This window comes from Riemerella anatipestifer (genome assembly GCF_009670965.2).
Lineage (GTDB): Bacteria > Bacteroidota > Bacteroidia > Flavobacteriales > Weeksellaceae > Riemerella > Riemerella anatipestifer_B.
Genome location: NZ_CP073239.1, coordinates 731,079 through 744,274 on the forward strand (window position 1 = coordinate 731,079; position 13,196 = coordinate 744,274).

The 13,196-nt window shown below is 34.5% G+C and carries 13 protein-coding genes and 1 tRNA gene; 3 read left to right on the forward strand and 11 right to left on the reverse strand.

The window, feature by feature from the left end:
- Positions 1–48: 48 nt before the first annotated feature.
- Positions 49–1,515 carry an ammonia-forming cytochrome c nitrite reductase gene (gene nrfA / locus D1J36_RS03395; RefSeq protein ID WP_154137765.1) on the reverse strand — a complete coding sequence of 489 codons (1,467 nt, stop codon included), beginning with the start codon at positions 1,513–1,515 and terminating at the stop codon, positions 49–51.
- 22 nt (positions 1,516–1,537) lie between these two features.
- Positions 1,538–2,143: a cytochrome c nitrite reductase small subunit gene (gene nrfH / locus D1J36_RS03400; protein WP_064971004.1), complete on the reverse strand. Its 606-nt coding sequence runs from the start codon at positions 2,141–2,143 to the stop codon at positions 1,538–1,540.
- Positions 2,144–2,370: 227 nt separating this feature from the next.
- Here nrfH and D1J36_RS03405 point away from each other — a divergent pair, with 227 nt between their 5' ends.
- The 3 genes from D1J36_RS03405 to D1J36_RS03415 all read left to right on the forward strand — a co-directional run bounded on the left by D1J36_RS03405 (position 2,371) and on the right by D1J36_RS03415 (position 6,112).
- Complete coding sequence (locus D1J36_RS03405; RefSeq protein ID WP_154137764.1) at positions 2,371–3,693, forward strand: alginate export family protein; 1,323 nt, start codon at positions 2,371–2,373, stop codon at positions 3,691–3,693.
- A 225-nt stretch (positions 3,694–3,918) separates the two neighbouring features.
- Positions 3,919–5,583 (forward strand): ABC transporter ATP-binding protein, encoded by a 1,665-nt coding sequence (locus tag D1J36_RS03410; protein ID WP_154137763.1) that lies wholly within the window; start codon positions 3,919–3,921, stop codon positions 5,581–5,583.
- 190 nt (positions 5,584–5,773) lie between these two features.
- Positions 5,774–6,112 carry a DUF3276 family protein gene (locus D1J36_RS03415; protein WP_004917238.1) on the forward strand — a complete coding sequence of 113 codons (339 nt, stop codon included), beginning with the start codon at positions 5,774–5,776 and terminating at the stop codon, positions 6,110–6,112.
- Between the two features lie 60 nt (positions 6,113–6,172).
- Here the strand turns inward: D1J36_RS03415 and D1J36_RS03420 are convergent.
- The 9 genes from D1J36_RS03420 to D1J36_RS03460 all read right to left on the reverse strand — a co-directional run bounded on the left by D1J36_RS03420 (position 6,173) and on the right by D1J36_RS03460 (position 12,970).
- Positions 6,173–6,246: transfer RNA gene (locus D1J36_RS03420), tRNA-His, on the reverse strand.
- 37 nt (positions 6,247–6,283) lie between these two features.
- Complete coding sequence (gene bshB1, locus D1J36_RS03425) at positions 6,284–7,003, reverse strand: bacillithiol biosynthesis deacetylase BshB1 (protein ID WP_154137762.1); 720 nt, start codon at positions 7,001–7,003, stop codon at positions 6,284–6,286.
- Positions 7,004–7,096: 93 nt separating this feature from the next.
- Positions 7,097–8,755, reverse strand: coding sequence for a tetratricopeptide repeat protein (locus tag D1J36_RS03430; protein WP_154137761.1), 1,659 nt, complete (start codon positions 8,753–8,755; stop codon positions 7,097–7,099).
- Between the two features lie 86 nt (positions 8,756–8,841).
- Positions 8,842–9,711: a PstS family phosphate ABC transporter substrate-binding protein gene (locus D1J36_RS03435; RefSeq protein WP_154137760.1), complete on the reverse strand. Its 870-nt coding sequence runs from the start codon at positions 9,709–9,711 to the stop codon at positions 8,842–8,844.
- Complete coding sequence (locus D1J36_RS03440) at positions 9,704–9,898, reverse strand: C4-dicarboxylate ABC transporter (RefSeq protein WP_154137759.1); 195 nt, start codon at positions 9,896–9,898, stop codon at positions 9,704–9,706. The genes D1J36_RS03435 and D1J36_RS03440 overlap by 8 nt, the downstream gene beginning before the upstream one ends.
- A gap of 63 nt (positions 9,899–9,961) precedes the next feature.
- Positions 9,962–10,807, reverse strand: a complete 846-nt coding sequence (locus D1J36_RS03445; protein ID WP_154137758.1) for an energy transducer TonB — start codon at positions 10,805–10,807, stop codon at positions 9,962–9,964.
- 28 nt (positions 10,808–10,835) lie between these two features.
- Positions 10,836–11,384, reverse strand: coding sequence for an ExbD/TolR family protein (locus D1J36_RS03450; protein WP_004917230.1), 549 nt, complete (start codon positions 11,382–11,384; stop codon positions 10,836–10,838).
- Positions 11,385–11,393: 9 nt separating this feature from the next.
- Positions 11,394–11,996: an ExbD/TolR family protein gene (locus tag D1J36_RS03455; protein ID WP_153928771.1), complete on the reverse strand. Its 603-nt coding sequence runs from the start codon at positions 11,994–11,996 to the stop codon at positions 11,394–11,396.
- A 107-nt stretch (positions 11,997–12,103) separates the two neighbouring features.
- Entirely contained in the window at positions 12,104–12,970 is an 867-nt protein-coding gene (locus D1J36_RS03460) for a MotA/TolQ/ExbB proton channel family protein (RefSeq protein WP_064970503.1), read from the reverse strand.
- Positions 12,971–13,196 lie beyond the last annotated feature (226 nt).

Here is a 13,196-nt window from a genome sequence, read left to right on the forward strand (position 1 = left end):
AACTCCCACAACTTCAACTAGAAATGTGGGAGCTTAATATTATTAGTCTTATTTATCTTTTACCAGAACTCCCTTAGCTTTTGCTTTCTTCAACCATTCTGGAACTACGGTTTTCATAAACTGTGCTTTAGCACCTGACTCTTTAGGTATATCTAAACCAATGAATTTTTGTGCTTTAGCTTTAGTACTTACATCTGGCATTACAAACTTACCACTAAGGTTTTTCTTGTTAGCAATATCATTCATCTTCGCTTCAGCTTGTACTGCTAAGTAAAGACCATCTCCCAAAATACGCTGAGATTCTAGTGGTGCATGGAACGCCGCTCCGTGTGATGCAGTAATGAAATCCCATCTCCATTGTGATTTTCTGATAAGGTCTAAAACAGGTTTCATCTCTTGCTCTGTAGCATTATTATCCCAAAGGAATTTAGCCATTAGGTGAACTTTTGCTAACTGCTTTTCTAATCTATTTCTAAGTTGGAATACCATATCTTGTCTTTCGTACACATTCTGAGCAAGAGTAGTTTCAGACTCTCTATGACAAACCTGACAAGTATTATTGATATTAGCCAATGGGCTAGAAATATGGTGGTCTGTATATTTAACTCCTCCTTCTGACTTATATGGCATGTGGCAATCCGCACAAGATACTCCTCTCTGAGCATGGATACCTAAATTATAAACCTCAAAATCTGGGTGCTGAGCTTTTAGAATAGGTGCTTTACTCAACTTATGTACAAAGTCTACATGTTTTGCATTATCATAATACTCCTCCATATTTTCTAGGGACATACCTTTATCCCAAGGGAAAGTAAGGTATTTATTATCTCCTTTAAAGTAATACTCCACATGGCACTGTGCACAGACTAAAGAACGCATCTCTTGGTGTGTTGCCTTCTTAATATCTTTACCCATTCTTTGATAAGCCTCTACCAATGCAGGACGAGTAATAGTTAAATTCATAGTCTTAGGGTCGTGGCAGTCCGCACAACCGATAGGGTTTACCACATCGCTTCCAAGTTGAGACCACTTAGCTTTATAGAAGTTTTCTACTCCCATTTGGTTCATCATTCTAGGCACATCAGGGCTTTTACAAGTCCAACAAGTACCTGGTTGCACATCTGGGTGATTAGCATCAGGAGCACCTGTTCTTAGAGTACCCACCACATCTTTCACTGAATAGAAGTGACCTCTAGGTGCTTTATAATCTTTTGCAAAAGCATATCCCGCCCAAAGGATTACCATTTCTGGTCTTTCTTCTAGCAAGTCATCATCGTTACTACTCATATGTTTAGATCTAAAAGTAGTGTCTGCTGTTTTTGCCCAAGATTCATACTCACGAGGGTAAGCATCTCCCCAAATTTCATTTCTAGACTCAAAATCTTTAATATTATTATTAGCTTTAGAAAGATGCATAGACTCTGCCTTTCTCTGCATAATAGAATTAGCAAGCATCCCCAAACCAAAAATAACCACTCCTAAAATTCCTACAATTAACCAACTCTTGCGTTTCATAACTTTATGTATTATTATTTTTCTACTTGTTTGCTTTTTCTTTTGTCATTTTATTAAGCCACTCAGGCACTGGAGTTTCTGCCAAAGGCACTCTAGCATGAGGTGCAGAATTAAGCCCTCTTACATTACCATGCGGCACATCTCTATGGCATTCCCAACATAGTTTACCTTCGTCTTTATGAGCCATACTTGCTGTTACAGAAGCCGTACCCACCACACTATTCAAATCATTATGACAACGGATACAATTCTCCTGAACTACTGTTTCCCCTGGTTTTCTGATTTTAATCACTTGAGGTTCCATTCTTAGAGAATACATACTGGCATGTCTCATACCGTCCATCGCTTTAAAATAGTACTTTCTGAAGACATTGTCGTGAGGCACATGACAATCATTACAATTAGTTACCCTACCATGAGAAGAGTGAAACCATGTAGAGTACTCCGGAGCCATAATATGGCAGTTTACACAGGCTTTAGGATCATCTGAAAGGTAAGAGTACGCTTTAGAAATGTAAAACACATACATAAATAACCCAAGTGCTACTCCTAATAGTACAGGAAATAACCATCTTTCCTTCCGTCTATTTGTTTTAGACTTACCTTCATAGTTTTCTCTCTTCATCATAGGGGTCTATTTTTAAATTACTAGACAAAGGTAAATAGTATTAAATATTTCTTCCTAATAAAACCACCTAATAATTATCATATTTTTAAAAATTAACCTTAATTAAATAATAAATATTAACTGATAAATATCATTATGACAAATATCACAACAAAATACACTTATTAGAAACTGATTTGATACTAATTTTGTCTAGCATTTGAATTATTAACTTAATAATAAATATTATGAAAACTTATTATTTACCTTTATTGAGTATTTTTCTATTATCTCATTCTCAAATATCAGCTCAGGATTCTTCAAACAAAGACAATACTTTCGACATGTCCTTGCAAATTCGTCCAAGAACCGAGTACAGAAACGGAGCCTACACTCCATTAAACCAAGGTGAGCAGAATGCTTTTCTCACACACAACAGAACAAGACTGAGCATGAATTACTCTAACAAAGACTTATTAAAGGTAAAATTCTCAGTACAAAACATCAATATTTGGGGGCAAGCTAACCAAGTACAGACCGTTGACCCAACAGGAGGAATGTCTATCTACGAAGCATATGCAGACTTAAAGTTATCCGAAAATCTAAGAACTAGAGTAGGACGCCAAATGATAGCTCTAGATGATGATAGAATTTTCGGAAGCCTTGACTGGCACCCTGCAGGAAGAAGCCACGACGCTTTAGCCATAGAATGGAATAAAAACAACACCAGCGTTATTACTTATGCCGCTTTTAACCAGAATTACAAAAACAACAACCTTAATGTAAATAATCCAATAGGTCAATTTTTTACCCCTACAGATGCGCAGCCGTACCAGCACCTTCAGTTGATTCATTTTAAACATCAACTATCCAAAACTTCTTATTTTTCAATATTATTGAATAACCTAGGCTACCGAAACGATTTATTACCTGATACCAAAACACATAACTTACAAACTTTTGGTATGAATTATTTTGGTAAGAAAAACGCTTGGAACGGACATTTCTCATCTTATTATCAAATGGGAAAAAACGCTCAGGGCATTAAAAAATCTGCCTATTTACTTTCTGGTTCATTAGGTTATCAAGTTGCAAAACCTCTCAATCTCAGCATTGGAGCAGATTATCTCTCTGGTGATGACACCAACAAAACCGATAACATTTCTAACTCATTCGACCCACTTTACGGAACTCACCATAAATTCTATGGTTTCATGGATTATTTTTATGTAGGGAACGCTCATAAAAATGTAGGATTGTTAGACACTCATGTTAAGCTATCTGCAAAGGTTAGCCCATCACTAAACCTAGGCTTAAATACTCATTTATTCTATTCTGGAGCTGACATTTACAATAATGATAAAAAGCTATCCTCTTATCTCGGTAACGAATGGGATTTCACTTTTGGATATAATGTAATGCCTAATGTAAGTGTTGTAGGAGGCTATTCTTTCTTCCTAAACACAGAATCATTGAGATATCTTAAAAATAAAAACACAGCCAACTCTTATCAAGATTGGTTCTGGGTAAGTCTAAATGTAAACCCTCAGATTTTAAAAGCTAAATTTTAAGTCAAAATAAAACTTAATACAATCCATAAAAAAGGAGACCTAATGTTAGGTCTCCTTTTATTTTACTTAAAATGATTTTACATCTTATTTCTTAATAAATTTAGAAGAATGTTTATACTAAAATACTATTCTTAACACATTATCTAATTAATGTCATATTTTATCTTTAAAAATAAGTTTCACACAAAATATTTATCATCATTTTTGTCTATTTTTGCCATATAAATGAACTCACTAAAAACACTCAACCCTTATTTTTGGAAACACAAGAAACTTCTTTCTTGGGGGATTTTTTTCATTATAGCAAGTAACTTCTTTGCCATCTACCAAATTCAGTTTATAGGCAAAACCGTGGATATTATTCAAGAGGTTATATCCCAAAAAGACACCACGCAAGAGATTCTTTTTCGCACACTTTTAATTAACGGAAGTATTATCATAGGAGCCTCTGTACTGTCTGGCATTTTTAGATTTATGATGAGACAAACCATTATTGTGGCATCTAGAAAAATAGAATATGAACTAAAAAATAATATCTACCGACAGTACGAAAAATTATCCTTAACTCAATACAAATCTACCACTATAGGAGATTTGCTTAATCGACTAAGTGAAGATGTCGTTGCAGTAAGAATGTATCTAGGTCCTGGGATTATGTATGTCATCAACCTAGTGATACTACTCATTATCACAAGTGTATATATGTTCCAAACCAATCTACAAATGACTCTTTGGACTCTTCTTCCCTTACCTATACTTTCATTCACTATTTACAAAGTAAGCTCTATTATCAATAAAAAGTCCAAAATCATGCAGAAAAGCCAATCCGCTATTTCTACATTTGTACAGGACAGCTTTTCTGGCATTAGAGTAATAAAGTTTTTCAATAAGGAAAAGTACATTCAACAGAATTACAACACTAAGGTAAAACACTATCAAGAAAAAGCATTAGACCTCGCCAAAACAGAAGCCTATTTTTTCACGATAATATTACTAGTCATTGGTTTACTCAATATTATTATACTATACATTGGGGGACAAAAATACATAAAAGGAGAAATGAGCATAGGTGCTATTGCAGATTTCTTTATGTATATCAATATCCTTATATGGCCTTTTTCCATGGTAGGCTGGGTAACCTCAGTAAACCAAAGAGCTGCAGCCTCCATGCAAAGGCTTAATGAGTTTCTTGACAAAAAATCCGAAATTACTAACAAAAATAAAAACCATTATAGCATAAAAGGAGATATAGAATTTCGTAATGTGAGTTACACATACCCTAATACAGGCATTAAAGCACTAAATAATATTAGCTTTAAAATAAAAGCAGGAGAATCTCTTGCTATTATGGGGAAAACAGGCACCGGAAAATCCACCATAGCTCTTCTTCTTTGCCGATTGATAGACCCAGACGAAGGAGATATTTTCATAGATGATATCAATTTAAAAGAACACAATCTAGAGGTTTACAGAAATGCTTTAGGCTACATTCCACAAGAAAGTTATTTATTTTCTGACACCATCGAGAACAATATAGGCTTCGCCATAGACAATCCCAACATAGAAACCATTGAGGAATACGCTAAAAAAGCGGATATTCATAAAAACATTATTGAATTTAAAGACCAATATCAAACCATGGTAGGAGAAAGAGGCGTAATGCTATCTGGAGGACAAAAGCAAAGAATTTGCATCGCTAGAGCTCTTATAAAGAAGCCCACCATACTTATATTTGATGATAGTCTTTCTGCACTAGACACAGAAACTGAAGAAAACATTCTAAAAAATCTAGAAACCCTAGAAACGGAGTGCACCAGAATCATTATCACCCATCGTACATCTAGTGCTAAAAATGCACATCATACATTACATCTTTCCCCGAGCAACTAATTTTCAATATCTTATACTACTTTTTAGCACTCTCAAAAAAGAGAAAAAACTTTATAAAAGTAAATACGAAAACACATAAAATACTGATTAACAAAAAGTAAAGCATAAAATTAAAGTTTTTAAATAATCCTTTGATGATTAGCAGATTTATTTTATATTTGTTACCTAAGATTTCTAAAAAATAGATGAAATGAGTGATTACAAGGAAAAACGAAATGAAAATGAAATTTTCACTAGAGTGTTAAAAGCAGGAAGAAGAACCTATTTCTTTGATGTTCGTGAGACTAAAGCTGGAGACTATTATCTTACCATTACCGAAAGTAAGAAACACTTCCAAGACGGAGGCGAAGCTACATTCGAAAAGCATAAGATTTACCTTTACAAAGAGGATTTCAAAAACTTTTCTGAGATGTTTAATGAAGCGTCAGAGTTTATTATTAGTGAAAAAGGAGAGGATGTAATCTCTGAAAAACACGATAAAGATTTCAAAGGAAGAAATTACACCTTAGATACCCACGAGGAGATTTAAAAACATAAACTTCATAAAAATAAAAAAAACATCTACATTGTGTAGATGTTTTTTTGTTAGGGTGACTGACCGGGATCGAACCGGCGACCTTCAGGACCACAATCTGACGCTCTAACCAACTGAGCTACAATCACCATTTTGTGGGTGCAAATATAGAAATATTTTATCTATTTACAAAATTATTGAATCAAAATTTTTAAAAGCTATCAGTTTTTCAGAAGTAAATCCTTCCGCGTAAGACACTCCAGACAACCTCCCTAAATCCTGAGCTCTATAAGTAAGACTTTCTAGAAAATCTTTAGTAGAGATTGGCGTCATCGGTTCTTCCGAATTAGGATTATAAAATTGCGTTTCGTAAGCTAAACAAGCCTCAATCTTTTTATCCATAAAATCAGATATATCTACCACAAAATCAGGCTTTATAGACTTCCACTGTATATAGTTAAAGATATGCTTAGGTCTCCATACTGGCTGAGTTTCACCAGTATCAACCGTTTCAATTTTAATAAGACCTGATAAAAAACAAGCATCTGAAACCAATTTAGCCGCTTTTGCATGATCTGGATGACGGTCATCTATTGCATTTGCAAAAATAATTTCAGGCTGATATTTCCTTACCATCTTTACAATACGCATTTGATACTCCTCTGTATTACTAAGAAAACCATCTTTCATACCCAAGTTTTCTCGTGCCACAACTCCTAAAATATTTGATGCTCTTTTAGCTTCTTTTGCTCTAGTTTCATTTGTCCCTCTCGTACCTAATTCTCCTTCTGTTAAGTCTACTATCGCTACTTTTTTACCTTGAGAAATAAACTTGGCTAAAGTTCCACCGCATCCTAGCTCAACATCATCAGGATGTGCTCCGATGGCTAAAATATCTACTTTCATATTACAAATATAAGGTTTATTCTAAAAAATAAGAGCTTCTTAAGAAACTAAGAAACTCTTATTTATAATCAATTAAATATTAAAAAACACTAATTATTGGCTAAGTAATTTCAATAAATTTTGAGCATCTTTATACTCAGGGTTTAGCTGAACAGATTTCAATGCGTATTCTTTAGCTTTCTCTTTATTTTTATCTTTTTCTAAATAAGCTACTGCAAAATAAGCATAAGAAAGTGTTTCTTTACCTTGCATTTGCTCCTCTGCAGGTTTCTTATTCATATTATCTATATAAGTCTGATAAGAAATTTTAGCCAACTCGTTATTACCCGCTTGTTGATACGCATACCCTTGGCTATAATAAGCTGGAGCCCAGTCAGGAATTAAGTCTATCATGTTCTGCCAAGTATAAGCTGCCCCATTCCAGTTTTTAGCATCTTGATAAGCCATCGCTAGCTTATAAATATTGTCTGTATTTTTAGGGTCTGCAGCAATAGACTTCTTCAACGCTTCTATCTCTGGATTAGTAGGACCTGCTTCTGCTGCTTTTTTAAGATCAACTCCTCCTGCCATAATTTTAGCCAACTCTGCATCCCATTGCATAGTTTCATCTTTTGCAGCCTTCGCTATTGCTATTTTTTCGCTAGACATTTTCATAAGATTAGCCTTTGTTGACTCATCCTGTGCTTTTTGAGATTGCCCTGCGTAGATTAACCCTAATAAACCTTGGTCTGCAGGCAGTACTCTAGATGCATCTGCCTTAGAAATAAATGTATCTAGATTTTGTTTAGCCTCATCATACTTTTGCTCTCCATATAAGAGATAGGCATTGAGCTTGTACTTAATAACATCTTCAACTTTATTAAAAACCTTATCTAAAACTTCTCTAGATTCTGTATAGTTTCCATTTGCGAAATAAAGCTTGGATACCTCTAACATCGTTACAGGGTCTTCATCAGCATATTTAAGATAATTCAACAAATTACTTGCCGCCGCATCATGCTTTTGATATCTAATGTTATAGTTAGCAAGAGCCTTATATGCTGGAGCATAGGTAGGGTCTACCGCTATAGCTTTGTTAAGATTATCTGTTGCTAATTGCCATTGATTAGCAGCCATCCACAAAGTCGCCATTCTAGTAAATACGGATGCTTTATTTCTAGCTACTACCGCTGCTTTATCATAAGCAGACATCGCTTTACCAGCATCTTTTTTAAGACGATAAGCATCGCCTAAAGAATAATAATAATTAGCGGGCACATTACCTTTCTTTTCTGCTTTTTCTATAGCTTGGCTAATAAATTCTACAGCTAAATCTGGAGCATTATTACTCTCAAACATTGTAAGAGCCTCACCTGCTCTAAATAACACCTCAGGATCTTTTCCTTTAGAATCATTTACAATTTCCTGTATTTCGTTAATTGCAGATTTATTTCCCTTTCCTAACTTAATAGAAGCCAAACCTATTCTATCTAAATATGCTTTTTTATCCAAAGCCAAACCTTTATCAAAGTATTCTTTAGCTTTATCAAAATTAGGTTCGTATTGAGTTAAATAAATGTTTCCTAAATAAAAATAATTTTCCGCAGAAGGAGATTTCTGAAGTAACTGATTGAACACCTCTTTAGCTTTTGCATATTTATGAGCATCCATATTCTGGAGACCTTCTTCTACTGTTTGTGCACCTGCAAAACCGAACATAAAAGCGGCCGCAGCACCTAATACCATTTTCTTTGTCATTTTTATATTTTTCATTTTTAAGGTTATTTATAATTTGGCTTACTTTATTATAAACAACTATCAAGCCATTTTTAAAGTAAAGAGTTGCTAATATAAGAATTTTATCTCATTTGAACTTCTCTTTTATAGATATTGTAAGGCTGTAACCCCTGCTTAGAAACCACTATTTGACCTATTTGAGTACAAGAAAATCTTATGAATCCGTTTCCCACTCCAAAAAAACCTTCATTTGTCAAGAAATAAAGAATCCTTGAGAACGGATACTCCATATTCCTTATATTTGAAAGTTCAGGCTTATATATTTTACCTTTATCATCCATTACTGGTAGTACTTTCACCTTCTCTCTTAACGCTATAGCCTCTGGAGAAAACTCTCTACTTATCGTATTAAGACTTATAACCCCTATTTTATTATTAAATTTATCTATACTGTTTACAATATTTTCATTCCCTTTAATAATAGAATACTTTAAAGCCGAAGGTTTAACCTGAAATTTCTGTGCTATAAAATTAAGATTACTTGCATTGGCTCCATCAAATATGAGGTTCTTATCATCAGAGTTAAGCATTTCTTTAATTTCAGAAACTTTGATATGCTCTCTACTTGAATTTTTAGAAACAACAAATACTACCGCATCTCCCGCAAATTTAGCTGGATTATATTCCAAATCTACTTTTTCTTTGTAAACTTCTTTTTCTTTTTTTGTAAGCTCTCTAGACATCACTATCACTCTAGCATTACCGTCCAGCAAGTCTATAAAAGCCGAATCTTCTTTTTTATAAACAACATCTAGCTTAGCCTCTGGATAAAATGCCATATATCTTTCTGCCAAAGCCTCAGTTACATTTTTAAACGAAGGGTCTGCCACCACCTGAATTTCTCCTTTTTGAGGGTTTTCCGCTTCTTTACCCTTTTTACAGGAAAGCACAACCACCAATAGAAATAATAAATAAACTATTTTTTTATACATCTTTCTTACTCTGCTTTATATTATAGATTGCCCTAAAGACCCTGAAGACACCATAAATTACCATCAAAATACCTAACGGATAGGCAACATAATCATCTAACTGAATTACAAAAAATTTATACACTAGTACCACAACACCTAAAGTAAGGTACATAACACCTGCTAAAATAGATAAATAATTAAACATAACAACAAATATAACAAAAAAGAGAAGCCCTAAAGCTTCTCTTATAATAATTTTAACAGAATTTTAATATTCAAAATTCATTGCCACTGGCATTCTAAATCTTGAACGAACTGGCTCCCCATTTACTTTACCAGGAGTCCATTTCTTTCTGATAGATTTTACAGCTCTTTCTGCCTCTCTGTTAAATGTAGAGTTAGAACCTGTAACTTTTACCTGAGAAAGCGAACCATCTCTCTCTACTACGAAAGTAACCTCAGCTTTTAAAGTACCTTCATCACCTTCCATTACCGAAGTATCAAAAGATTCTTGGAAAGCACTTCTAAATCCGTTAAGACCTCCTCCTGAGAACTCCGCTTCTTGGTCTACCGTTGTATATACTTCAGTAGTACTCACTTGAGGCTTTACCTCTACCGTTGTTCCTTTTCCTGTAGAAGGTGGTGGCGGTGGTGGTGAATAAGACGGTTTTTTAACACCCTCTTGATTTACTAAACCTGTAGTGGTTTCTAATTGCTTAGATATTGGCGGCGGTGGAGTTTCCACTTTAGGAGCTTTTACCGGCTCAGGAACCACATTCTGAATAATTTCAACCTTTTCCTCTTCTACCTTCGGTGGAGGTGGTGGAGGTGGTTCCTCCTCTTTAGGTTGTTCTATAATCTGTTCTTCTTCTGGAAGAATTTCTATAAGATTAGCCTCTACTTCTTGTTTAGGCGGAGCCGTTAACTGTTTAATTTTCATAACAATAAACGGAGTAGCCGCAGCTAAACAGAACAAAGTAGTACCTATAATCATAGACCTTGTAAGAATACTCTTATAGCTTTGTCTCAGGTCATAAGCACCATAGGCTTTATTTCTGTTTTCAAATACAATCTCATCCAAACTTGGATTGTACCCTAAATTTTCATCTGACATATAAAATATGAATTTTAAGGGTTAATTATTATTTTGCAGTTCCTACTTTCTTTTCATAAACAGCTTTCTCCCAGTCTTTAATATCGGTTACCCCATATTGTTCACTTTTAGTGACAGCCATTTCGTCAAGAACGTCTACAAAATTCTTATACACTGCATCATCCGTTGGCTTGATGATAACTGTAAATTTAGTTACATCTTTAGCCCTCTTCTTTGCATCTTCTATTACTTTCGTAATCCCATCTTTATCATAGGTTGTCTCCTGAAGTGTACCTTCATTAAGACCATCTTTATCCGTTTGATGATAAAAAATCTTATTATCCTTACCTATAATTAAAGATATAGAGTTGCTCAAATCAATCTCCGTAGGAGGCGGTTTAGGAGCATCTTTTTTAGGTTTCGCAGGAAGACCTAAATCCATCACATTTGGTTTACTAAAAGTAGTGGTAAACATAAAGAATGTAATGAGTAGAAAACCTAAGTCTACCATCGGAGTCATATCCACTCTAGTGGACTGCTTCTTGGAACGGACTTTGCCGCCCTTTTCGCCCTTATCCTGTACTTGTACTTCTGCCATTTCTATTCTCTATTTACCTCCCTCTTGGGTAGTGATTAACCAAAACTTGTAAAACTCAATATCTCTCAATCCTTCAAATAAATCTTTTACTTTTGGATAGTTAGTGTTGCCATCGCCTTTGATGGCTAACTTATAGTCAGGGTTTATTTTTAAACTTTGCTCTACCCAATCAATAACTTGTTTATTTGTACTGTCCATAGGAATCCCCGTAGGACTCTTAAACGCTTTCTGCTCATCTTCTGATAAGTTTAAGTAGCTTTTTAACTGTGTCATAGGTACTCCTACTGCCTGCACCTTTGTAAACGCTACTTTTTCCTTATCGGTAAAAGAAAGTCCGTACTTCTGTCCCATATTATCTAGAAGCTGAATTCTTTCAGTTCCGTTCTCTACAGGTTGGAAGTAAAATTTCCCATCTGGTGTTACATTTACCGTCATTAGACTGGCATCTGGTAACAATTTTTCAGATATAGAAGATGGCGGTTTTATCTGCTCTACATCAGGCTTTTTAAACTGTGTAGTCAAGATAAAGAAGGTAAGTAGTAAGAATGCAACATCACACATCGCTGTCATATCCGTTACTACACCATGTCTTTTTGGTTTGACTCTCGCCATATTATTAACTCTTTTTTATTTATTAAACTTCTTTTTTTTATTAGAGCTTCGCTAAAATTATTGTTTAGCAGAAGCTCTAAATTTCTCTTTATCAGAATACTAACTTATTAGTTAAACTCAGCGAAAGACTGCTGAATAGACATACCAATCTCGTCTATCTTATAAGTTAATCCGTCTATCTTAGATGTAAAGAAGTTGTAAAGGATAATTGCAATAGCTGATGTACCGATACCTAAAGCCGTGTTAATCAAGGCTTCTGAGATACCAATAGATAAAGCCGCAGCATCTGGAGTACCACCACCAGAACCTAAAGCGAAGAACGCCTTAATCATCCCGATTACCGTACCTAAAAGCGCTACTAATGTTGCTACTGTACCTAATGTAGAAAGAATCATCATATTTTTCTCTAACATAGGCATCTCTAATGTTGTAGCTTCTTCTAAAGCTTTAGTTAAAGCAACCATTTTCTTCTCTTTATCCATAGAGCTATCGTTAGCCAATGCCTTATAAGTAACTAGTCCTTCTTTTACCACATTACCTACAGAACCTTGTTGAGCATCACACTTCTCAATAGCTTCATCAATTTTATTCTGATTAAGAAGACCTCTTATCTCAAGTACAAATTTGTCAAGATTTCCTTTTCCTTGAGCTTTTTTAATAACGAAGAAACGCTCAAAAGAGAAAACGATTACTGTAATCATAAATAAAATTAGGATATGTACCACTGGACCTCCCATGTAGATAATCCCCATGAAAGACTCTGGATGCAATTCCTTAGATGGTATATCTGCAAAAGCTACAGACGCTTGTCCTGCAATCCTTGCATCTTCTTTAAAGTTACCTGGGTTACCTAATATAAAGATGTAAATACTTAACGCAATTACATACAAAATAGGTAGTACTACAGCTGGGTTAAGCCCGCTCTTCTGTCTAGCAATTACTTGCTCCTCTGTGTTTGAAACATTCATTTCCATATTAAACTAAAATTATAATTGTTATTTTTTTCAGGCTGTAAAGTAAAGTTAAAATATTGAAAAATCCAAATATTATCTTTAAACATGGTGTTTTTTTGACATTCTAGACCTTCTGCTTTCTTAAATTAGATTTACTTTTTTTCCTGATTTTTATCATTATTTCATTTATACACCTACTTTTGATTAACTCATAAGAAAAAACAGACCTTATTTTTTTCGATTTAGC

Coding starts and splice junctions, on each gene's coding strand:
- nrfA (WP_154137765.1), bottom strand. CDS start 1,515: ATGAAACGCAAGAGTTGGTTAATTGTAGGAATTTTAGGAGTGGTTATT.
- nrfH (WP_064971004.1), bottom strand. CDS start 2,143: ATGATGAAGAGAGAAAACTATGAAGGTAAGTCTAAAACAAATAGACGG.
- D1J36_RS03405 (WP_154137764.1), top strand. CDS start 2,371: ATGAAAACTTATTATTTACCTTTATTGAGTATTTTTCTATTATCTCAT.
- D1J36_RS03410 (WP_154137763.1), top strand. CDS start 3,919: ATGAACTCACTAAAAACACTCAACCCTTATTTTTGGAAACACAAGAAA.
- D1J36_RS03415 (WP_004917238.1), top strand. CDS start 5,774: ATGAGTGATTACAAGGAAAAACGAAATGAAAATGAAATTTTCACTAGA.
- bshB1 (WP_154137762.1), bottom strand. CDS start 7,003: ATGAAAGTAGATATTTTAGCCATCGGAGCACATCCTGATGATGTTGAG.
- D1J36_RS03430 (WP_154137761.1), bottom strand. CDS start 8,755: ATGAAAAATATAAAAATGACAAAGAAAATGGTATTAGGTGCTGCGGCC.
- D1J36_RS03435 (WP_154137760.1), bottom strand. CDS start 9,711: ATGTATAAAAAAATAGTTTATTTATTATTTCTATTGGTGGTTGTGCTT.
- D1J36_RS03440 (WP_154137759.1), bottom strand. CDS start 9,898: ATGTTTAATTATTTATCTATTTTAGCAGGTGTTATGTACCTTACTTTA.
- D1J36_RS03445 (WP_154137758.1), bottom strand. CDS start 10,807: ATGTCAGATGAAAATTTAGGGTACAATCCAAGTTTGGATGAGATTGTA.
- D1J36_RS03450 (WP_004917230.1), bottom strand. CDS start 11,384: ATGGCAGAAGTACAAGTACAGGATAAGGGCGAAAAGGGCGGCAAAGTC.
- D1J36_RS03455 (WP_153928771.1), bottom strand. CDS start 11,996: ATGGCGAGAGTCAAACCAAAAAGACATGGTGTAGTAACGGATATGACA.
- D1J36_RS03460 (WP_064970503.1), bottom strand. CDS start 12,970: ATGGAAATGAATGTTTCAAACACAGAGGAGCAAGTAATTGCTAGACAG.